The sequence below is a fragment of the Burkholderia savannae genome, assembly GCF_001524445.2.
GTDB lineage: Bacteria > Pseudomonadota > Gammaproteobacteria > Burkholderiales > Burkholderiaceae > Burkholderia > Burkholderia savannae.
Genome location: NZ_CP013417.1, coordinates 2,295,551 through 2,316,654 on the forward strand (window position 1 = coordinate 2,295,551; position 21,104 = coordinate 2,316,654).

Here is a 21,104-nt window from a genome sequence, read left to right on the forward strand (position 1 = left end):
ATGCCGGGCGCCCGTCATTTCGTGGGTTTTTCATGGATCAGGCAAGCAACGATCCGGCAGTCGAAACGACGGGCCGCACCTGCGCCACGCGCGCACGACACATGCGCGACACGCACGACGCGCGCGATCCGCTCGTCGATGCGTGGTACGGCGACGGCATCGCGCCGATCGAAGCCGTCGATTCGCACGCGCACGTGTTCCTGCGAAGCCTGCCGCGCATTCCGAGCGCGCGGCACTCGCCGGAATACGACGCAACGCTCGAATCGTATGTCGCGCATCTGAACGCATCCGGCGTCACGCACGCGGTTCTCGTTCAGCCGAGCTTTCTCGGCACCGACAATCACTTCTTCGTCGACGTGCTGGCACGCTATCCGCAGCGCTTTCGCGGCGTCGCGGTCGTGAACCCGTGCATGGCCGAGGAGGAATTCGCGCGGCTCGAGGCGACCGACGTGGTCGGCATCCGCCTGAATCTCGTCGGCCTGCCGATTCCGGATTTCGCCGCGCCGCGGTGGCGCGCGCTGCTCGCGCGGGCGAACGCGCTCGATTGGCATGTCGAAGTACATCGGCGCGCGGCGGATCTTCCCGCGATCATTCCCGCGTTGCTCGAACAGTCGTGCCGCGTCGTCGTCGACCATTTCGGGCGCCCGGCGCCGCATCTCGGCACGCGCGATCCCGGCTTCCGCTTCCTGCTGTCGATCGCCGGAACGGGGCAAGTCTGGGTCAAGCTGTCCGCCGCGTATCGCAACATCGAATCGGGCGACGGCGCCGCGTTCGGCACGCGCGCGGCGCGCGAGCTGCTCGGCGCGTTTGCGCCGAATCGCCTCGTGTGGGGCAGCGACTGGCCGCACACGCAGCATCGCGACCGAACCGATTTCCGTGCGACGCGCTCGGCGCTCGACGACTGGGTTCCCGATCCGTCGCTCAGGCGCATCGTTCTCTGCGACTCGGCGCGCACGCTGTATCGTTTCGACAGCTAAACGATTGCATTCGACGCATCCGCACACCGCATCCGCACATCGTTTCGCCGCGCTGCTCGCGCCGCCGATGTATGTCGAAAATTTATGAATATCTCGGCTCCATCCGCTGGTTCGCGTTGATGCCGGCCATTAGAATTTCGCCATCCCAATGACGATCATCCGGCCCCTTGTCCGATGCGCTTCGCGCGCGAACGAATGTCGAGCCGACGCGCTTTCGCACGGACACCGGACATCGCCTGCGGATATCGATTTTTCACTCCGCACGCAGGCCGGGAAACGCATCGCCTGCTTGCGGAACGCCAACGCCTGACCGTGGAAGGCATCGCGATCGACGTCGAAACCCGTTCGCATTTTTTTCGTTTCAACCGCAGATCGCCGCATCGGGCCGCGCTTCATTCCGATGGGCAATCGGCTAGTCGTCATTCGTCCAACACACCCATACATTTGCCGGCCGATACGGGACGCGATCGAATCCCGACAGGCAAGGGAGCATTTTTTTGATGGAAACTTACCTCGACCTTCTGGTAGAACGAGAAGCCCTGATGATCAAACTGGATGCGGCGCGCACGCAAGCACGAAGCGCGGCGCTGTCCGAAGTGAAGCGAATCGTCGAGGAATTCGAGCTCACGACGCAGGAAGTGTTCGGCCGTGCCGGCGCGTTGCGCCACCGCGGCAAACCCAAGCCGAAGTATCGCGACCCGAAGACCGGCGCGACGTGGACGGGCCGCGGCCGCCCGCCTTCGTGGATCGCCGGGAAGGATCGCGCCGCATTCGTCGTGTAACCGCGGCTTAATGCGGCCGCGCTCGACAACGTTTGCTCGCGTCGCTAGCGCCGCCGTTCTCCCGCCGCGAAAAGCCCACACCGCTCGTTCGTTCGAGCCGTGTGGGCTTTTTCATTGGGGCCGGGCGCCAGCCGCGCGAAACACGATACGCCGCCGACGCGTTCGCCGGTTGCGGTCGGAAACCGCGTGCGAAGAAGGCAGAAAGACGATCTCGCCGTCGTGCGACCGCGAGAATCACGGCCGTCGAAGCCGATGCCCGAATGACCGGGCAACGCCGACCGCAAATCGTGCTTGGCCGAGCATGCTTCATGGTGAAGACGCGCGGCGACATGCGACGGAACATGTATCACTTGCCGCGCCGCAGCCATGCGGCATGCTGCGGCACGAAACCGAGCAACAAGCAGCGAGCGCGCTTGCCGTCGTGCCGCCCGCGATGCGCGGCTGCATCCGTCGGTCGCGTCCGTCGCTCAGAATGCCGGATGACACTCGAACGCGAGTTGCGCGTGCCCTTGCGGCCCGCTTCCATGATCAACGGATTCGCGCTTCACGCTCGCTTGCATCCCGCGCTGCGCGCAGTAGCTCGTCGCTTCGTTGACGGCCCGCTCGTGCGCACCCGCCCACGACAGCAGAATGCCGCGCGAGCTCGAATCGACGGTGTAGACGTTCGGCTTCTCGGTTGCGCTGATGTCGGACGCGCTTGAACATGCGGCCAGCAGCAGCGCGCTGACCACGATCGATAGGGACGACGATTTGAGAACGCGGAGTTTCAATTTTGACGGCGCGCTCTTCGAGCACACTGAGAACAACGGGACACGCGAAAGTATGCCCGGCTCCGCGCGATAGATCATTCCCGTCACGCTTAACAGTCCGTTTCGCTAATGCAAACAATGGCACGTGTGCGAAGCGCTTCGCCCGCGCTTTCGGGTTGCTGGCTGCGCGATAGGCGGCGATGCCGGACTGCGCATCCGACCCTCGTCGATCGTCCGCCATCCGAAGCAATGAACGCGCGTTGAATTCGCGTCGGGCATCCGCCGCGCGACGCACGTGCGACGATGTCGCCCCGAGATGCGAAACCGGCCTGCCCTCGGTTTTAGTCCGGACTGTAGTTAGAGTCAGAGGTTAAAAACTGCTGCTTCTCATCGTACGCCTGGGCGAACTGCGCAGGCGTCAGATAGCCAAGCGAACTATGAGGCCGCTCGGCGTTGTACTCGGTACGCCATTCATCAATCAGCCCCTTGGCGCGGAGTCTTTTGTCCCCGCCAGAGAAGCCAAATCGACCGCGCCGCCCGAACCGGCCAACGCCGACGCCACGGCCGTCAGCCCAGCGGCTGAACGGTCCAAATCACTCAACAGAAAATCTCCAGCCGCTCGCTCCTTTCGTAAATTTTCCAATACTCCACGCAATACCACTGCACAATTCGTATCCATATATCATCAGTCATCCATGCGATTTTTCCTCTTCCTCACCAGAATTGACCTCACCTTTAAACCCAACAGCCACCAGACCCTTATCGAAAGTCTCATACTTTTTAAATCGCCATTATTTTTATATTTTTTACAATCAAAAACAGAGTTTTTATTGCACTCCGAATATCATCATTCAAAAATACAAAATAACAACTTGAAGCTCGATAATGGCAACTTGGATTTGCCAGTTAGCCATAATCAGTAGACCTCCGCCCACTACCATTCCAGGTCGCTCAGCAAGAAATCTCCGATCACCCGATCCTTATGAAAATTTTCAGTGTCCCGCGCAACACGACCAGTCGGCCCATATCCATGTCCTTCCCGCATTTCAGTACTTGAAGTACAAAATCCCCAGGCCAGGTTTACCTTCTGCTTTCCTTGCGTCCCTACTTCTAGCGGGCAAATCAATCGTTTTTGCATCGCGCCATCCTAAAGCCTGAAAAATCCCCTCAGCCATATTGACAAACGGCATGAATTTTCTTGAAATACTAAATGCGATAATGGCATATATCACGAAACTAATTATGCCACCATCGCCCATTAATCCAACAAAAGCGCGCCAATCGCTGTCATGATTCACCCAGAAAATCACACCCATAACGCAGCAAGAAGCCAAAAATATGCCCCCAAAAATCCAAACAAACCATTTCAGAGTATTTATATAATGTGCGATCCGGCCACGCGAACAATGTGGATATAAAGCGATAATTCGATCACGCGGCTTGAGCATCGCGAATGCTCGATACGTACCATCTCGCAATAATTCCGCCACAACATCTACTTCGTCTCCATTATTGAAAGGGGACCACATCAACCATCCCGATATCTTTTTCCCGTCCAGCTCGAACTGAATTCTGTCGGCCTCTTCTTTCGTCCCCGCCAGGGCTGCTAGCCCGATGGCACCGCCAGAACCAACCAACGCCGCAGCCACTGCAGTCAGTCCGGCTGCCGAACGATCGGAATCGTCCAACAGAAAATCCCCCGTCGTTCTCTGCTTACTGAATTTCTCTATCGTCCCATGCAGAATCACTGCTCGATCGCAGTTCATGTACATTGCCCTCTCTTTTCATCGTCTCCTCGAACTTGAGGCCAACCGTCGGCGCGACCTTCGAGGAAACAAAACCTTGTCGATCTGGCATGTCCGATCGACGTGCGCACAAGCAGAATTTCCGGATATCCAATGTCAACGATGAAACTTGCTCGAACCTTCGATCAACCTCAGCATGAGCCGTGCCATCTAGTCTTTGACGCTGTTCGCCGCAACGGAAACACACGCGAAACGCCATTGACTGTCGACGACGCCATCCTCGAATGAATAGATAACATTTTGCCAACGCACTTTTCGCTCGCAGGCGACGATTGCCACCGCCATGGGCACTACCGCGCACATCGATCGCGAGGTTCTCTTTCCGACTACGCTCGCTGCGCTACTCTTTCGGCCATTTGCGCAAGCCCCTCCTTTTCCTGTGCGCGCTCCATGAAGCCCAGAACCGTCACCGCGAATTCGCCGATCGACGCGGGAATACAGCAGACGTTCGGATCGTTTGGTCCAACCTGGCATTCGGCCTCGATCTCTGGCGGGAACTGCGGCTCCTGGCACGTCTTGTTATGTTGTCCTTCGCGCGGCAGCTCGCTCATCGGTCTATGCGCATCGAGCCCATAGTTCCACAAGAAGCGATTGCATCCAGCCCATGTGCATAGCCCCTCGCGGCATCCAGCGCAATTTCTCGCCCCCACTCATATCGCGCCAACCAAGCTTCTCGATTATCAATATCTAAAATACAGAACCCCCAACCCAGGCTTCCCTTCCTTTTTCCTTGCCATCTTGCTTCTAGCCGGCAAATCAATCTTCGCCGCGTCTCGCCATCCTAAAACATGAAAAATTTGCTCAGCCATGTTGGCGAATGGCAAAAATCTTCTGGCCATGCTGTAGGCGATAACTCCATAAACAAAAAATTCCCCCAACCCGCCACCGATCAGTGCAATAAAAAACTCTCGCCAGATCCCCTCTCCCCAAAATGTTGCCAGCATCACAAAAAAATAGATAAGGAACACAATGAGGAATCCCCGCATAAACCACTTGAAAGAGTTCTTAAAGTGCGCACTCTTCCCACGCGAACAGTGCGGATACAGAGCAATCGTGTGGTCCGACGGTCGAAGAATCGCAAAAGCACGATAGGTTCCATCTTTCAAAGGTTCCGCCACCACTTCCACTTCCTCGTCGTCCTGAAAGGGCGACCACATCAACCAGCCCGTAAAAAATTTTCCGTCCAACTCAAATTGAACCTTGTCCGCTTCCTCCTTGGTGCCCGCCAATGACGCCCAGCCGATTGCTCCACCCGAACCGACCAGCGCCGACGCCACCGCGGTAAGCCCCGCCGCCGATCGATCCATGTCACTCAACAGAAAATCCACCGCAACTCTATTTTTTTTGAAATTCTTCAACCTTCCCTTTAACACTACAGCTCGATCGATATCCATATTTCGTTCTCTCACGCCCTTCACCACGACAGCTCCACACAACCTCCGTCTCCAACGCGGCTGTACCTCATGAACGAGCACATAGAATTCAATCAAACTCACAAACTTTCACTAATACTTGAAATATAGCTTTCCCAACCCAGGCCGCCCCTCCACTCGCCGCGCGACTTTACTTCTTCCCGGGAGATCAATTTGACTCACCCCCTTCCACCCCAAAACCTCAAAAATCCCCTCTGCCATATTAACAAATAGCATAAATTTTCTAGCAATATTAACCGCAATAATTCCATACACAACAAACAGCCCCCCGATATCATTGCAATCAACTCAAGGACACCCAGCCAATCACCGTACCCTCTCACAAAAAACACAGCCGACAAAAGGCTTCCAAGCGTTATCACAATAAATATAAAAAACAGCATGAATAATTTCACAGCATTTTTGAAAAACGCCCACCGCCCTCGCGAACAGTGTGGATATAACGCAATCGTTCGGTCAGATGGTCGAAGTATGGCAAATGCTCGATACATTCCATCCCTCAATGGCTCAGCCACCACCTCTACCTCATCGCCGTTTTGGAATGGAGACCACATTAACCAGCCGGCAACCTGCTTTCCGTCGATTTCGAATTGAACCTTGTCAGCCTCTTCTTTTGTGCCCGCCAGAGATGCCAGTCCGACTGCTCCTCCCGAGCCAGCCAACGCCGACGCTACGGCCGTCAACCCAGCAGCTGAGCGCTCCAAGTCGCTCAATAGAAAGTCTCCGGTGGCCCGTTCCTTATGAAAATTCTCCAGTACTCCACGCAACACGACTGCACGACTAGTATCCATATATCGATCACTTATCCATGCGACTTTGCTTCTTCCGCGCCAGAAGTAGCATCATCTTTGAATCCAATAGCCACCAGAGCCTTATCGAATGCCTCATCCTGTTTTTTTAAGTCATCGTTATTTTTATATTTTTTACCTACCCCAAAAACAGAATCATTTAATGAATTCTGCAAATCATCATTCCCAAAATACCAAATAACAACTTGGATCGCAACAATAGCAACCTGGACTTGCCAACTGGCCATATACAGCAGCCCTCTACCCAACACCATGGCTCCAACACGCTCAGCCGCGACGGTTGCGACCCTCTCCCCGGCCGCTATTGCCACCTTGCGTGCAGTTGCGTCAGCGATGCCTTGGCCAATCCGATCAAGAATAACGATACGAATCTGCCGCCCGGGGGGAGTCAGAATTTCCGTGTTCAAGGCGGATTGAGATTCACACGGATGGTCGAACGAATCGATCCTCATAGAGGATGGCGAACTGGTTCATGGCTGCCTTCCAGTCATGAGCCGCGCGGCCCCAATGAGCAGTGATGTTGCGCAGTGCCAGCCAGATGCGCTTCGCCGCGGCCTCATCGGTCGGAAAGTGGCCCCGGGTCATGATGATCTTGCGCAACTGCGAGTTGATGTTCTCGATGGCGTTCGTCGTGTATATAACCTTGCGAACTGCCGGTGGAAAGGCGAAGAACGGAATCACGCGATCCCAGGCGTTGCGCCATGCCGCACTGTCCGTCGGGAATTTCTGCCCCCACGGCCCGTCGGCAAACGCATCGAGTTCTACCTGGGCCGCTTCCGCGCTGGGCGCGGTGTAGATCGGGCGAATCACTGCAGCCAGTTCCCTGGGGTCTTTCCAGCACGCGCAATCGAGGCTGCTGCGGATCAGGTGAACGATGCAGGTCTGCAACGTGGTCGACGCAAACACTGCCGCCAGCGCCTCGGGCATTCCCTTGAGGCCGTCGGTCACGGCGATCAGGATGTCGTTGACGCCGCGCGTCCTGAGATCGTTGAACACCTTCGTCCAGAACTTGGCGCCTTCGGTATTCTCGATCCACAGGCCCAGGATATCGCGTGTACCGTCGGGCAGAATGCCCAGCGCAAGGTAGACCGCCTTGTTGCGCACCACGGCGTCTTCGCGGATCTTGACCCGCAGCGCGTCGAAGAACACCACCGGATACATCGGCTCAAGCGGCCGGGCCTGCCAGGCAGTCACTTCGGCCATGACCTCGTCGGTGACCGAGCTGATGAAATCGGGCGAGACCCCGGTGCCGTATTGTTCCAGCAAAAAGCCCTGAATCTCGCGCACGGTCATGCCCCGGGCATACATGGCGACGATCTTGTCGTCGAAGCCCGTGAAGCGTCGTTCGTGTTTGGGAATCAGCAGCGGTTCGAAGCTGCCGTCGCGATCGCGCGGGACCTCGATACGAATCGGACCATCCTCGGTCAGGACTGTCTTGGCACCCGTGCCGTTGCGCTGGTTGGTGACGGCGCCGGGCGTATAGCCGAGATGATGGCTCATCTCTCCACCCAGCGCCCGCTCGATCAGGGCCTTCTTCAGGGCCAGCGTCGCGGCATTGATCGCTTCAGCCGTCATCGGCCCGTTGCCGAACTGTTCAAGCAACTCGGCAGGAATCGCCGGCAGCTCCGCCGGCTTGGCTTTCGGTTTGCGAGGCATATGTTCTCCTAGCGAGCATGATATGCCTTGAACACGAAATTACTGACAGTCCCTTCGTGCGTGATCCCCACGCCATCCCAAAGCGCCAGCATCATCGGCACGCATGCCGCGCCCTTTTTTTCCGGCTGTTGCTCTCGGTTTGAGTGACAGCGATCAGGTTGATAACATATAGTCGCCAATTTCTCTCGTCGACACTGCAAATTAAAATTCTCACATGACATGCCATTCAGAACCAAAAATATACGACACTTATATCAATATCTAAAATACAACGTCCCAAGACCGGGCCGTCTCTCGGCCTTCCTCGCCGCCTTACTTCTAGCCGGCAAATCCACACTCTTCACATCACGCCAACCCAAAGATTGGAATATTCCCTCAGCCATAACAACAAATGGCATAAATTTCCTAGAAATTCTATAGGCAATAATGGCGTAAATCACAAGACTAATCAGCCCCCCTCCCCCCATCAATCCCACGAAACTCCTCCAATCGTCATCATGGTTAACCAAAAAAATTCCCGCCATAACGCCACACGATCCCAAGAAAATAAAAGCGAATGCCATAAAAAACCACTTCAGGGAATTTTTATAGTGCGCAATTCTCCCTCTCGAACAATGCGGATATAGAGCAATGGTACGATCTTCAGGTTTGAGAACGGCAAAACTTCGATATGTACCATCCCGCAGCAATTCAGCAACTACTTCGACTTCGTCGCCATTTTTGAATGGCGACCACATCAACCACCCCGTTATTTTCTTACCGTTAAGTTCAAATTGAACCTTATCAGCCTCTTCCTTGATCCCCGCCAGAGATGCCAATCCGACTGCTCCTCCCGAGCCAGCCAGCGCCGCCGCGACCGCGGTAAGTCCCGCAGCTGATCGATCGGCATCGCTCAGGAGAAAATCTCCCGTCGCTCGCTCCTTACTGAAATTACTTACGACCCCTCGCAAAATCACCGCTCGTCCATTATCCATATGCGCTCCTACCCGTTTTGCTTCGCTTTTCCTGTCTCCACCGTCTCTTCAGCTTTGAAGCCAACAGCCACTAATGCCTTGTCGAATGCTTCATCTTGCTTCTTAATATCCGATACCATTTTATATTTCCCCTCCCTCCCGAACACCGAATCGAGTATCGCGTTCTGCAAATCATCATTGCTTAGCGTCCAAATCACGACTTGAATAGCGATAACAGCCACCTGCATTTCCCAGCTAGCCATAAACAAGAGCACTCTACCCATTACCATGGCCCCAACTCGTTCGGCAGCGACAGCTGCGACTTCCTGACCCGCCGCAATGGCTGCCTTGCGCATGGTCGCATCGACAATACCTTGCCCGATACGGTCGAGAATAACGATACGAATCTTTCGACCGGTAACGTTCGATGCAATTCGCTCGAAAAATGGTGCCGATGAACTCAAAGCAGTTAAACCGAATGCTACCGTCGCTCCAAATCCGAAAATGCCTTTACCAGCATAAAGAAGGCCGATCAGCCGTTCGCCATTATTCCATTTCCCCCTGGCGTCCATGAAATCGAGCATCATCCCGACGCCTCCAGCAATCGCTCCGCAATACCCACCGATTATTTTGAGATTCTTGGCTCCCTGTTCGAACTTGAGTGCCTCCAAAGGCTTAAGCGCAACCTCCGCTGCTGCCCCCGCTACCGAAAAACACGCTCCCCCCAACTCCGCCCAATCCCGCTTTTCCTTATCCTTCTTATTGATCAGCTTGATCAGAGCAAACACCTCGATCAGCCCGATCACGCCTACGAGACCCACGCTCTCGCGCACCTTGATCGCGCGCCACCGCCTGGAAAGAACATTCGATCCTTCGGTCTCGGCGACGGCCGAGGTGGCCATTCGAAACGCCTCCGGCGAACTTCTCCCCATTCGGCGTTGAGCCTGATATTCACCGAGGAACTTGCTGCGCAGTTGCGGCTCGATTTTAGCTTGCAGCAGAACGAGTTCTTTCACCTCGTCGCTCTTGATGCCCACCCTCAGCATGAACACGGAGTTGATGATCGCCTCGCTCACCCCGTTGCCGAGATTCTGCAGGTTGAATCCCTTGAACGAGAACCGCTGAAAGATGAGGTGCCCTACGCTAACCGCGGCCTTGTCGACGCCCTTATCGTGCATCGCCTGATCGACGGCATTGAGCTGCTTGGCCTGCTTGCTCATCTCGTCCATCTTTCCGTAGAACTCCGCGAACTTCTTCAGCTTCTCGCAGGCCTCCGCGAATGCATTGAAGCCTTCTCCCGCCATGCCCAGCAGCGTGGTCTTGTGCGCCTCCGCCCGCGCCAGCGCCAGCTTGAGCGCTTCCTTCGACTCCTTCTGATTGCTGGCCACCATCCGCCAGATCAAACTTTCCGGCTTGGTCGGGTCGAGGCGGTCGATCAACTTGTTCAATGCCGCAACGCCGCTCGAATCGGCACTCAGCCCGACGATCGCATGGAAAATGACGAACTCGAACGCCACCCCGTCGAAGCCGTTCTGATCGTGATAATCTTCGAGCGCGGCGAGAAAGAGCGGCGCGTCCAGCCAGTTCGCGACATCCGCCGTACGCTGCGCGAGCAACGCTTGCTTCTGGTCCTGAATGCGTTGATACAGGATGCGGAACACGTCGATACGCTTGACGTTCCCTTTCGCGCTTCCCGGTTTGCCCGATGTATCGTCCGCCAGCTTCTCGCGGTACTTTGACCAATCTTGCACGCTCCCGGTAGCGGTGTCCTGATCGATCCTCCGGGCCCGATTTTCCTCGATCCTCGGCTTGGCCTCCACATACTTGCGCGCGCGAGTCATCGCGTCCTGATACGCAGGCGAAGAAGGCGCCGCGCGAAACTGCGTGATCTGCCTCGCGTACGACGGCGGCACGCCGTTTTCCCCCATCCACTGGTAGTCGCTCCAGAACTGCTGATCCGCCGGCGTCTTCGCGGCCGCCTTTTGCTTCGCAACCGCGTCCGGGTAATACCAGCTCGTGCTGCCGGGCGTCGCGGGACTATGGTCGAATGTCGCCTTTCTGCGCGCGCCGGCTTCCACCGCGAGCTTCGCCTGATCGATCCATTGCAGCGCATTGATCCTGAGCGCCTGCTCGTCGCAATACTGCAGAAAACGCGCCTGCGCGTCGTTTCGGAAGCCGTTCAATTCATGCGTGATCCCCACGCCATCCCAAAGCGCCAGCATCATCGGCACGCATGCCGCGCCCTTTTCTTTCCGGCTGTTGCTCTCGGCATGCTTCACCAACTCGGCCGCCGGGCTCAGCTTCGCGCCTGCCGCGGCCTTGTTGCGCATGGTCCACGGATAACGCGACGTGCAAGTCTGCAGACGGGCGTCCCGAAACGCTCCCAATTCGCCGAAGCTGACGGCCTCGGGCAGCTCCGTGCTTTGCAGGCCGACGGGCTCCCCCTTTGCGGTGGTCGCGACAGCAGGCGCATATTCGATGACGTGTTGCAGATTGGTCTCGGTCAGCGGCGCCGAATACGTTCCCGTCTTCGGCGCCGATATCCACTTCGCGGGCTCGATGAGCTGCATGCGCTTTTTGCGCAGGCTCGCCGCCTGCGCATCCCGCGCGCCGTAGCGTTTGACGGTGTCCCGACTCCACGGCCATTCGCTGAACGCGACCCAGACGTTGCCGCACTGATGCGGCTTTTCGATGACGAGATATTGGAGGCGCGACGCGCTGTGCCCTGTGCGTCGACATGCTTGCGGCGCATCGATTCTTTTCGCGCTCGCGGTATCCAGTTGCTTCCACAACGAGCCATCCGGTGCAACCGAATACACTTCCCAATAGTACGCACCGCGAGCGCCCAGTTCGTAGAACAGATAGACGAAACCCTCGCGCAGTTGGCGCAAGCCGTACTTGCCTTGCGTCAACGCCACACCCGTGACGCTCTTATCGTCGAACGAACCGAGTGCCGGCGCGCCGAACGATTTCGGCACCACCGCATAGCGCGACGGGTAGACCGCCAACCCCTGAAGCTTGCAAACGTCGCACCGATCGTCGCTTCCCGCCATTTTTCATTCCTTGATCAATTGATGGGCGCGGCTCGGCGAGCCTCGCGAATCTCGTCCCACTGCGCGTCGTCCAGCTCGGCGACGGCGCGACTGTAGTAGACGTCCTCCGGACGCGCGCGCAGCAACGTCTGCATCAACGGATGCAAATCGAAGTCCGGCCCCGACTCGAGTGCGTGAAACGCGAACAATTCCAGATCGGCCGGATCGCTCAAGCCATATCGCCGCGCACGAAGCAAACTGTCCGGCATGCGGGCGAAGTCTTCACGTCGAACGACACCGCCGTCCGCGCGCATGCGCATCCACGCGCGATTGATCGGCCTGACATCGGACAACGCCATCCACTGCGCGTCGTCGAACCCGACGAAGCGGCCTCGCGCCGGAGCGCGCTCGCCCGCAATCGCGCATGCGTGATCCGTCAGTTGTCCCCAGCGATCCACGGTGCACCATCTGGCAATGGGGCCCAGCAGGCGGCAACGTTGATCGTCGCGACACACCCGCCATACGCCCTCGAAAGCCGCCGGGTCGGCCAACGCCAGCAGTCTCTGCCCCGGTCGATCGGAACGCTGCTGAATCGCCACGTTCGCGATGTGATGCGCGATTTCCGCCAATGACGCATCGCCGAACAACAGCGCGCCGATACGATGGCCTCGCCCCTCGGCCAGCGCACCCGGCCGCCAATCCTCCAAGGCCGCTCGCAGTGCGATGCGACACGCGTCGATCGAATGCTGACGCATGAAATCCAGCTCGACCAATGACGGCCAATAATCCGAATCAATCTGCCCCGGACGCAGTTGCACGTCGAGCGTCGAATGTGCGCCATCTGCGCGCAGCGCCTTCGATACTTCGGAGTCCGCCTCCTGAAGCATCGCCGGCCCGATCAGCAACACGATGCGCGTGGCGCCGCCTTGCGCCGCGCATCGCTGCTGCAGTTGCCCCAACAGCGCGTCCTCGGGCGAAGCCGATTCGCGGCCCGCAATCGCGTCGCTCGCTCGCGGCTCTGAAAGCATCTGTTCTCGAACCATGACTTATAGATCCGCGAATGCGGCACTGGAAGAAACCATGTCGCTCATCGTCTGCGGACAGTCCTTCGACGCACCCTTGCCCAACGCATTCTGAGCACTCGCACTCTTCGGCCCCGTCAACTGATGCGCCGCCGCCTTGAAATCCGCGCGTCCCGGTGCGCCGACCACGATGTCGTTGCCTTCCATCTTCAGATAAGCCTTCGCCGCGGTCAGCAACACACGCTGCTGCGCCTGCACGGAAGCGCTGCCCTGCGCGCTCGCGACCGTCACGGCCTTCTGCGCGCTCGCGCTCAGCTTGCCCGCGTTCTGCGCCTGGACGCTCACCGAGCCCGTCGCCGCATGCAACGCGATGCCTTGCCCCGCCACCGGCCGCCCGCCGCCCGCAGCGCCTTGCGTATACAGCGAAACGCCATGATTCGCGACAACGCTCGTCTTGCCCTTCGCCGTCAACTGCACGTCCTGTCCGGCGCTCAGCACAGTTTCGGCGCCCGACACCCACACGTGGCTCTTCGCCGACATCGCAACGAGCCCAGCCTCGCCGTGCGCGACGAGATGCGGCTTGCTCCATGCGATTGCGCTGCCGCTCCCGCCGCCCGTCGCATCGCCGCCACCGCTGCCCTCGCGCGTCACGCCGATCGCCTCGCGGCTCCGCTCGACGCCCTCGACGGCCGGCAACGACTTGCCCGCCGCGCCGCCCGCGTTGCCCGCGTTGCCCGTCGACGCAGGCGGCGTATCCGCTGCGCTCGGCGCCTGCACTGCCGTACCGTTGCCCGGCTCGGCTCCATGCTTCTGCGCAAGCTCCGCGAGGCTTTGCAATGTCTGCCGATGTTGCGCGAGCACCTGGCTCGGCGCGCTCGCGTCCATCTGGCTCACGCCGGGCGCCGTGCTGATCAAAAGCCCCGCGCCGCCGCGCAGCGCGCCGGCCGCATCCGTCGCGAGTTCCGCGCCGTAGCCGCGATCGGCCTGGCGCTGGTTGTCCTGGGTCTGCTTGATGTGCCCAAGCGTGAGGCCGCTATTGCGATCGGTCGTGTACAGGCGCGCGCTCGATTGGCCCGCGGTGTCATCGAGCATGAACTGCCGGTAGCCGCCCGTGCCTTGCTGGCTCATGCTCATGTCCTGGGTCTTGAAGCCCGTCAGCACGGCCGCATGCGTATTGCCCGCAAACCACGCGGCCGCGTTGCCGGTGCTCCCGCTCGGGCCGCCCGCTTGCGCGTTGTGCTGCGCGTCGGCGTTGCCCTGACCGTTGTAGAGCGCGGCCACTGCGACCGGTCGATCGGGCTGGCCTTCGAGCCACTCGGTCCACACTTCCTGCCCGATGCGCGGCACGCTCACGCCGCCCCAGTTGTCGCCGCCGACAGGCGTCAGCACGCGCGTCCACGTGCCGGCGCTCCGGTCCGCCGGCGCGTTCGCCGCATGCGGATGGTCCTCGCGGCTCGCCGCTTGCTGGCCGCGCTGCGCGTGATGCTGAATCCGTATCCGGTGATCCCGATCGGTGTGAACGGGATCGCCCGAGCCCACGACGATCGTCGTCTGAGCGCCCGGCATCACGGCGACGGGATGCGCGCGCGCGCCGTGCCCGGATGCGGCAAGCGGCCGGTATGCCTGCTCGACGGGCAGCGCGACGAAGCGATTGCGATAAACGGCGTCATCGAGCGTCAGCTGTCCGCCATGATGCGTGTCGACGCCAAGCGCCGCGTGCAGCGCGTTCGCCGCGCCGTGCGGCGCGGGCGCGGGCGCGGGCGCGGGCGCGGCGCCGGTCATCGAAGGGATCGTGCCGAGACGTTGTTCGATCGCGCTGCGCACCGTCGCATCGACGTTCGCGTGCGCCGAATGCTCGACCCGCAGGCAGACGAGCGCGTCCGACGCGCCGAGCGTCGGATGATGCGCGATCGCGAAACGCAGCCCCGGGCGCAGATCGCGCCGCGTGCTGCGGCCTTCGCTTTGCAGCGCGGCCACGCGTTGCGCGTCGAGTTGCTGCTGCGCGCGCCGATCGCCGATCGCGCCCGTCTGGAACGCATACGGGCCGGCGACGTCGCGATCCTCGCCCGGCACGACCGCGCCGCTCGCGCGCGCGCCCGTCGGCCGCGTCGACAGGCTGCGATGATCCCAGCTCGCGCGCGCGACGCTGCCGATCCGCCAGCGCCGCGCATGCATGAAGTGCTGGATGCAGCCTTGCGGATCGTCGTCACTCGTCTGGTGGAAGCCGACGATCTCGGGTTCGTCGGGCGCGAAACGCTGGTTCGAATCGGCAAGCACGAGCGTGTGCTTGCCGAGGCTCGACGCGCGCGGATCGCCCTCGTGCTCGAACCAGTAGAAGATGCCTTCCTCGGCCCAGAGCCGCTCGAGTAAGGCGAAATCGGATTCGCCAGCCTGCGCGGTCAGGCTGCGCTTCGGGTACTTCGTCGCATCGGCGAGCGCCCACCGCCATGCAGGCGCGATCGCGCCGCGCGTGTAACGGCGGAACACCTGTTCACTGATCTCGACGACGCTCGCGTTCAGATAGTTGTAACTGTCGATGCGCTGGCGCAGCAGCGCGAGCCACGGCTCGACGACGAGCCGCATGCGCGCGAGGCCGCCGTTGTAGCCGATCAGTTCGGCGGCGATCACGTGGCCGTGAAACGGCCGGCGCGCATCGCGCCCTTGCGCCGCCTGCCACTCGATCAGGATCGGCGCGCCGATCAATTGCGCGAGCGGCAGCGACGGGTTCTCGGCGAGCGCGGTGAGCTGGAAACGGAAGCCGCCGTGATCGAGCGCTTCCCAGCCGTGCAGGCTCTCCGCGACGAGCGCGTTCGCGCCGAGCGGCGTCGTGATCCAGAGGAAACGGTCGTGCTGCGACCAGCCGCCGAAGAGTGCTTGCAGAACGTCAGTTGGGATCGACATGGCTTGTCCGTTCAGTGGGCCGGGCGCGCGACGATCCGCGGGGCCGGGTTCATGTATTGGGGCGCGACGCCACGTGCTCTTGCGACTCGGGGCACGGGTTGTTCGTCGCTGCGCGTATGCGCGCTCGTCTCCTCGGCTGCCGACGCGCATGATGTCCGCATTGCTCGCCGTTCGCGGCGCTCGCTATCCACGGCGCGCTCGTGCGCCGTTGCCCCGCGAACGAACGCGCGTGCGGACACACGCGAACGAAGCAATGCGGGCCACTGCAGGAAGCGAGAGACGTGGGTGCGGAAATTCATCGATAGTCCGTTCAACATGCAAATGTTCGATGCCTTCATCGGGACGGCGCGCACGGCTCGCCACATCCACGCACCCGCAACGCGGAGTCAGCATCGAACGCGTGGGGCATGCAACGTTATCGAATATCATGAGTTGCATATCCGGCCGATGCGCACACCGTCATCTTCCGTTCGAGCACGAATCCTTATTTTCAGAACACAACACGACGCGCCCACCATCGCCCTGCTTCCCGGATATGCAGAAGGCTCCTCTATATATGGGCCCCTCAGCCTTCCCTCCGGGCACGACCGCGAAGTTGCACCACTTACCGATATCGAACCGCTTCGGTGGCGTCGGCACCGTTGCCCCGGGAATCGATTGACCGTAAACGATGCAATCGCCGCGCTTCAGATACACGGGAGGAGCGTTGGCCGGCACTCCGGCCTGCCGGTAGACGACCATCTGGACTGACAGGTCCTGTCGCTCTGCTCACTCCGATGAAGCCAAGCCGCATTTCGGATTTCCCATCTTCATCTCGCCTCGGAAGGCAAGCAGCCGGCTTTCCATCGATCCGCATGACATCGAGCCTAATCGGGCCTTTTGACATTGCCATAGCCGACGCAAAATCGGCGCACGACACAATACCCATCAAGCATTCCAGAAGAACTCTATGCATGCTCAAGGGTTTGTCGACATGAGCGACCGATCGGCGACGTGATGGCTTGCTTCCGATGGCGACGTGGATGCGAACGCGGCGCGTACAAGCCCTGCTGACGCGACGTCGGATCGCTAAACCACGCAAGAAATCCACGTGACGCCGAGCGACTCGTATCCGTATATGCCCCACCACTGCTGGCGCTGGGTTCAGAGAGACGCTCATGCGGCTATTTTCCGCTCGGGCACGGATCCTGATCCTCCTCGGGCAACACGACGCGCCCGCCGCCGTCCGGCGTCGGGCGCACGCAGAACCCGCCCCTGTATATCGTGGTCCCGTGTTCGTCGGACGTGATGACCGAGAAGTTGTACCACTTGTCGACATCGAATGACCTCGGCGGCGTCTTCAATGTCATCCCTGGCATCGTCTGGCCGTACACAATGCATTCGCCGCGTTTCAAATAGACGGGCTGCTCGTCGTCCGACGCTTTGATGCCCCAATAGATCACGGCCGGAGTAGTTGGCCCTGTCGCCCTACTGATTCCCGCGACGTAGAGACGTACCGATTGCCCGCCTCCGTTATCGTCTGCAGGAATACAAGCTACCGGCTTTCCATTGATTCGCTTCAGTGCGATACGAATCGGCCCCTTCGACATCGCCGCAGCATATGAAATGCAACAGATCGACAATACGAATATAACGCTATTTCGGAAGATTCGACGCATCCTTCGGATCCTGTAAAAAAGGAGCAATAACCTGTCTCATTTGATTCTTACTGCCAGGCGTAGCGGAAAATACATCGACGTAGCTGTCCATAACGATGAGCGCATAGTAATCCGCCACAATATTGCCTTGCTGCTCCATGTTGAAATCGCTAAATACTTGGCCGGGTTCGATTTTGTATTCGTATGCCCCCTGTCCTCGAATCGTGACCGTTAGCGCATGCCAGCGCACCGCATATCCTCGCTGATGTTGCCAGACGTGCGTCATCTCGTGCATGAACCAACCGAATTTGGAAGGCCCATCTTTCTTGGAGACTGAAAAATCTTCCTCGAAATCCTCCTCGAGGAAATACATGTTGTTGTTCGGCGTCACGGCCGTATGCTTGCTCTGCAAGTTGAACCAGAAATAGCTGCCCTTGTGCACGCGCACCGCGCTGTAATCGATGCTGTCCTGGAACACGGTTTTCGCCATCTCGATCTCGCCCTCGGTCAGCGGCCGGCTCTCGCCCTTGACCGTGACCGATTTCTCCGAACTGCCCACCAGCATGTTGTTGGTCCCGATTCCCTTGATGTCGACCTTCACCGACGGCGGCGGCACATCCGACGTTCTCCCGCAGCAGTCGACGACCTGCGTCGGCGTGAGCGTCGCCGACTGAATCGACGTCGGTCCGTCCGTCGACACGCGCTCGGTTCTCCCGTTGTCGTCAGTGACGCCCGACACGGTCGAGCCATCGGCGAGCTTCAGCTTGTACGCGACGTTGCCGAGCGGCTCGCCGTTTTCGTTGACGAAGCGAATCTGTTCGTCGAACAGCGCGAGCGGCGCGGGAATCGGCAGCGGCGGCAGCGACACGCTCTCCGACGCAGGCCCCGGAAACGGATGCGCGCCCGACTTCACGAGGAACTGCCCCGGCGTCTCGACCGTGATGTCGCCGCCCTTCAGCGTGATCCGGTTCGGCCCCTGCTGCAGCACGATCGCATCCTTCGCGAGCACGTCGACGCGGTTGTCGGTCGATACGATGCGCACCGACTGGTCCGCGAGAATCTCCATCGTCGACGTGTGCGCCTCGACGCTCACCGGCCCGTCGCTCGCGATCGCCTTCAACCCGCCCGCGGCGCTGTAGAGGCTCACGGCATCGCCCGACGCGGCCGCGACCGTCGCGGCGGCCGCCACGTGCGCATCGCCCTGCGCGGTCAGATGCACGTGCTGCGCCGCATACGACGCCGCGCTGTGCGGCGTCGTCAGCACGATGTTCTCCGGCGACTCCATCAGCACCGCCGGCACGGCGAAGCGCTCGACCGGATCGCCGCCGTCGCGCTGCGAGCCGCTCGCCTTCGTCGCGCTCTGCCCGTTGACCGCGCCCGTGTACTTGCCGTCTTGCGCGGAATCGATCGCCTTCAGGAAATCCGCTTGCGCGGCATTGGCGGCCAATTCGCGCGCGTGCGCGGCGGCAGCGGTTTCGCTCATGCCCTGCGCGGTCTGCACCGCCTGCTTCAATTGCCCGACGCTTTGCGCGACGTCCATTTGCGTCGACGTAGCGAGCCGCCGCGCGGTGCTCGACACGAGCACGCCTTCGCCCGCGCGCACGACGCCCCACCCCTGCGTCGCGAGCTCGAACCCTTCGCCGCGATACGCGCCGCGCACCGAGCCCTGCTGCTCGATCAGATAGCCCTGCGCGAGGCGGCTGTTCGCGGTCGAGTTGCTCAGCTCGTGCCGCAGTTGCCCTGCGGCGTCGTCCATCACCCAGCGGCTGCCGGACTGGCCGTCGAGCGTCTGCGTCTGCAGGCCCGTGAGCGTGCCCGGATGATTCGCGTCGCTGCCTTCGCCCGCCGCGAACGGCGGCTGCACGCGTCCGCCGTAGACCTGCCCGAGCACGACGGGCATGTCGATGTTGCCCGATTCGAAACCGATCACGACTTCCGCACCGACGCGCGGCGTGAACGCATGCCCGAAATTCGGCCCGGCCGATGATTCCGCGACGCGCACGAGCACGCCCGACCGATGGTCGCCCGGCGCATGCCCCGCCGGGTTCGAGCGGCTCGCGGTGTCGGTCAGGCCGCCCGGCAGCGGCGCGGCGCCGCGCATCCACGGAAATTGCACGCGCACCTGATGATCGCGCGTGCTGCTGACGCGGCTGCCGGATTCGCCGACGACGATCGCCGTCTGCACGCCGTGCACGGTCGGCCGTTCACGATATGGCGGCACGATCGCCGTGCCCTCCGGCACCGCGACGAAGCGGTTGCGGTACAGCCCCTTGTCGAGCTCGCCGCGCCCGAGCAGCGCGCCGATGTCTGCGCCGAGATTGTTGACCGCCTCGTGCTCGATCGACAGCGGCACGAACGTGATCGCCTTGCCCAGATAGCCGGTGAGCGTGTGGACCTTGCCGATCTCGAGCGTGCGCGACGATCCCGCTCCGTAATGAATCAGCTTCGGCAGGCACAGCGCGTCGAGCCGCTGCTCGGCGAAGCGCTGCGCGTCGTCGATCGTCTCGAAGCGGCCGGCGCGCTGGCCGTCGTAGATTTCGCGCACGGGCAGCACCGGCGCCTTGTCATCGGGCTGCCGCTGCGCGTGCCCGGCGAGCGCGAGCAATTCGTCCGCCTTCCAGCTCGTCGCGACGACACGGTCCGGCACCATCTGATGGCGCTCGGAGAATTGCGTGATCACGCCGTCCGGATCGCCGACGTCCTGATGGCGGTACGCAATCGCGCTGCCGCGCGGGAACTCGGCGCGACGATCGAACACGACGACCGTGTGGTCGCCCGACGCGTCCTTGCCCGCGTCCTGCGCATGCTCGATCCGCAGCGACAGGCCCGCTTCGGCGAGCTGGCGCAGCACGAACGCGTCGTCGGTCTCGCGATACTGGCCGCGCAGGCTGAACTTGCGCAGCGGCTCCTTCAGCTCGTAGCGCCGATGCGCTTCCGGATAGTCGCCGAACACACGCTCGCAGATGTCCTTCGTATCGACGTCGACGAAATACAGGCAATTGCGGCGCAGGCGCAGCAGCGCGAGCCACGACTCCATCGTGATGCGATAGCGCGTGATCTCGCCGTCGCTGTCCGCGTATGCCGCATGCGTGACGTAACCGTTCCAGCTTCGCTCGCCCGCGCCCGTCGCAATCCGCAGCCGCGCCGCGTGGCCGATGAGCGGCGTCAGGTCGAGATACGGCTCGCTCGACAGCACGTCGATCTCGAAGCGGAACGATTCGTCGACGCCCTCGCGCCCGTGGAAGCGTTCGACGACGAACGCGCCCGGCATCGCGGTATCGATCCGGATGTGGCGAGTCGTTTGCGAATAGCCCGTCAATGCTGCGACTAAATCCATGTCAGTTCCCG

The 21,104-nt window shown here is 60.6% G+C and carries 16 protein-coding genes and 2 pseudogenes; 2 read left to right on the top strand and 16 right to left on the bottom strand.

From position 1 onward, the window contains the following. Positions 1-32: 32 nt before the first annotated feature. Positions 33-977 carry an amidohydrolase family protein gene (locus tag WS78_RS11175; protein WP_059583002.1) on the top strand — a complete coding sequence of 315 codons (945 nt, stop codon included), beginning with the start codon at positions 33-35 and terminating at the stop codon, positions 975-977. 129 nt (positions 978-1,106) lie between these two features. On the opposite strand, the gene WS78_RS11180 is transcribed toward WS78_RS11175, so the two are convergent. After that, positions 1,107-1,373: a hypothetical protein gene (locus WS78_RS11180; protein ID WP_186448532.1), complete on the bottom strand. Its 267-nt coding sequence runs from the start codon at positions 1,371-1,373 to the stop codon at positions 1,107-1,109. A 104-nt stretch (positions 1,374-1,477) separates the two neighbouring features. On the opposite strand from WS78_RS11180, the gene WS78_RS11190 reads away from it, so the two are divergent. Beyond that, positions 1,478-1,759 (top strand): H-NS histone family protein, encoded by a 282-nt coding sequence (locus WS78_RS11190; protein WP_038751354.1) that lies wholly within the window; start codon positions 1,478-1,480, stop codon positions 1,757-1,759. A 467-nt stretch (positions 1,760-2,226) separates the two neighbouring features. Here WS78_RS11190 and WS78_RS11195 read toward each other — a convergent pair whose 3' ends face one another. The 15 genes and pseudogenes from WS78_RS11195 to WS78_RS11275 form a co-directional block, all read right to left on the bottom strand. Then, on the bottom strand, positions 2,227-2,490 hold the full coding sequence (locus WS78_RS11195) for a hypothetical protein (protein WP_038751355.1): 264 nt from the start codon (positions 2,488-2,490) through the stop codon (positions 2,227-2,229). 416 nt (positions 2,491-2,906) lie between these two features. Beyond that, a pseudogene (locus WS78_RS38340) lies at positions 2,907-3,014 on the bottom strand (integrase core domain-containing protein); the annotation flags it as partial. Between the two features lie 540 nt (positions 3,015-3,554). Next, positions 3,555-4,280, bottom strand: coding sequence for a putative type VI secretion system effector (locus WS78_RS11205; protein ID WP_226377124.1), 726 nt, complete (start codon positions 4,278-4,280; stop codon positions 3,555-3,557). 359 nt (positions 4,281-4,639) lie between these two features. Then, complete coding sequence (locus WS78_RS11210) at positions 4,640-4,864, bottom strand: hypothetical protein (RefSeq protein WP_226377243.1); 225 nt, start codon at positions 4,862-4,864, stop codon at positions 4,640-4,642. Between the two features lie 129 nt (positions 4,865-4,993). Beyond that, positions 4,994-5,734 (bottom strand): putative type VI secretion system effector, encoded by a 741-nt coding sequence (locus WS78_RS11215; RefSeq protein ID WP_226377125.1) that lies wholly within the window; start codon positions 5,732-5,734, stop codon positions 4,994-4,996. 170 nt (positions 5,735-5,904) lie between these two features. Next, complete coding sequence (locus WS78_RS37535; protein WP_226377126.1) at positions 5,905-6,537, bottom strand: putative type VI secretion system effector; 633 nt, start codon at positions 6,535-6,537, stop codon at positions 5,905-5,907. 11 nt (positions 6,538-6,548) lie between these two features. Beyond that, the gene (locus WS78_RS37540) at positions 6,549-6,962 is read right to left on the bottom strand and encodes a hypothetical protein (protein ID WP_226377127.1); all 414 of its coding nucleotides are present in this window, start codon (positions 6,960-6,962) and stop codon (positions 6,549-6,551) included. Positions 6,963-6,975: 13 nt separating this feature from the next. Next, the gene (locus tag WS78_RS11235) at positions 6,976-8,211 is read right to left on the bottom strand and encodes an IS256 family transposase (RefSeq protein WP_059582999.1); all 1,236 of its coding nucleotides are present in this window, start codon (positions 8,209-8,211) and stop codon (positions 6,976-6,978) included. Positions 8,212-8,465: 254 nt separating this feature from the next. After that, entirely contained in the window at positions 8,466-9,185 is a 720-nt protein-coding gene (locus WS78_RS11240) for a putative type VI secretion system effector (RefSeq protein WP_081989887.1), read from the bottom strand. A gap of 8 nt (positions 9,186-9,193) precedes the next feature. Continuing rightward, entirely contained in the window at positions 9,194-12,217 is a 3,024-nt protein-coding gene (locus WS78_RS11245; RefSeq protein WP_059582994.1) for a T6SS effector BTH_I2691 family protein, read from the bottom strand. A gap of 14 nt (positions 12,218-12,231) precedes the next feature. Then, positions 12,232-13,239, bottom strand: coding sequence for a hypothetical protein (locus tag WS78_RS11250; protein ID WP_226377128.1), 1,008 nt, complete (start codon positions 13,237-13,239; stop codon positions 12,232-12,234). Between the two features lie 3 nt (positions 13,240-13,242). After that, on the bottom strand, positions 13,243-16,119 hold the full coding sequence (locus WS78_RS11255; RefSeq protein WP_059582990.1) for a type VI secretion system Vgr family protein: 2,877 nt from the start codon (positions 16,117-16,119) through the stop codon (positions 13,243-13,245). A 459-nt stretch (positions 16,120-16,578) separates the two neighbouring features. After that, positions 16,579-17,074: pseudogene (locus WS78_RS37545) on the bottom strand (hypothetical protein). Between the two features lie 208 nt (positions 17,075-17,282). Then, positions 17,283-17,777: a hypothetical protein gene (locus WS78_RS11270; RefSeq protein WP_059582987.1), complete on the bottom strand. Its 495-nt coding sequence runs from the start codon at positions 17,775-17,777 to the stop codon at positions 17,283-17,285. Beyond that, the gene (locus WS78_RS11275; RefSeq protein ID WP_059582983.1) at positions 17,755-21,093 is read right to left on the bottom strand and encodes a type VI secretion system Vgr family protein; all 3,339 of its coding nucleotides are present in this window, start codon (positions 21,091-21,093) and stop codon (positions 17,755-17,757) included. The genes WS78_RS11270 and WS78_RS11275 overlap by 23 nt, the downstream gene beginning before the upstream one ends. Positions 21,094-21,104: the final 11 nt, after the last annotated feature.

Bases quoted from the DNA above. Each gene is read 5' to 3' on its own strand.
- WS78_RS11175 (WP_059583002.1), top strand. From the start codon at position 33: ATGGATCAGGCAAGCAACGATCCGGCAGTCGAAACGACGGGCCGCACC.
- WS78_RS11180 (WP_186448532.1), bottom strand. From the start codon at position 1,373: ATGAAGCGCGGCCCGATGCGGCGATCTGCGGTTGAAACGAAAAAAATG.
- WS78_RS11190 (WP_038751354.1), top strand. From the start codon at position 1,478: ATGGAAACTTACCTCGACCTTCTGGTAGAACGAGAAGCCCTGATGATC.
- WS78_RS11205 (WP_226377124.1), bottom strand. From the start codon at position 4,280: ATGTACATGAACTGCGATCGAGCAGTGATTCTGCATGGGACGATAGAG.
- WS78_RS11210 (WP_226377243.1), bottom strand. From the start codon at position 4,864: ATGAGCGAGCTGCCGCGCGAAGGACAACATAACAAGACGTGCCAGGAG.
- WS78_RS37535 (WP_226377126.1), bottom strand. From the start codon at position 6,537: ATGGATACTAGTCGTGCAGTCGTGTTGCGTGGAGTACTGGAGAATTTT.
- WS78_RS11235 (WP_059582999.1), bottom strand. From the start codon at position 8,211: ATGCCTCGCAAACCGAAAGCCAAGCCGGCGGAGCTGCCGGCGATTCCT.
- WS78_RS11240 (WP_081989887.1), bottom strand. From the start codon at position 9,185: ATGGATAATGGACGAGCGGTGATTTTGCGAGGGGTCGTAAGTAATTTC.
- WS78_RS11245 (WP_059582994.1), bottom strand. From the start codon at position 12,217: ATGGCGGGAAGCGACGATCGGTGCGACGTTTGCAAGCTTCAGGGGTTG.
- WS78_RS11250 (WP_226377128.1), bottom strand. From the start codon at position 13,239: ATGGTTCGAGAACAGATGCTTTCAGAGCCGCGAGCGAGCGACGCGATT.
- WS78_RS11255 (WP_059582990.1), bottom strand. From the start codon at position 16,119: ATGTCGATCCCAACTGACGTTCTGCAAGCACTCTTCGGCGGCTGGTCG.
- WS78_RS11270 (WP_059582987.1), bottom strand. From the start codon at position 17,777: ATGCGTCGAATCTTCCGAAATAGCGTTATATTCGTATTGTCGATCTGT.
- WS78_RS11275 (WP_059582983.1), bottom strand. From the start codon at position 21,093: ATGGATTTAGTCGCAGCATTGACGGGCTATTCGCAAACGACTCGCCAC.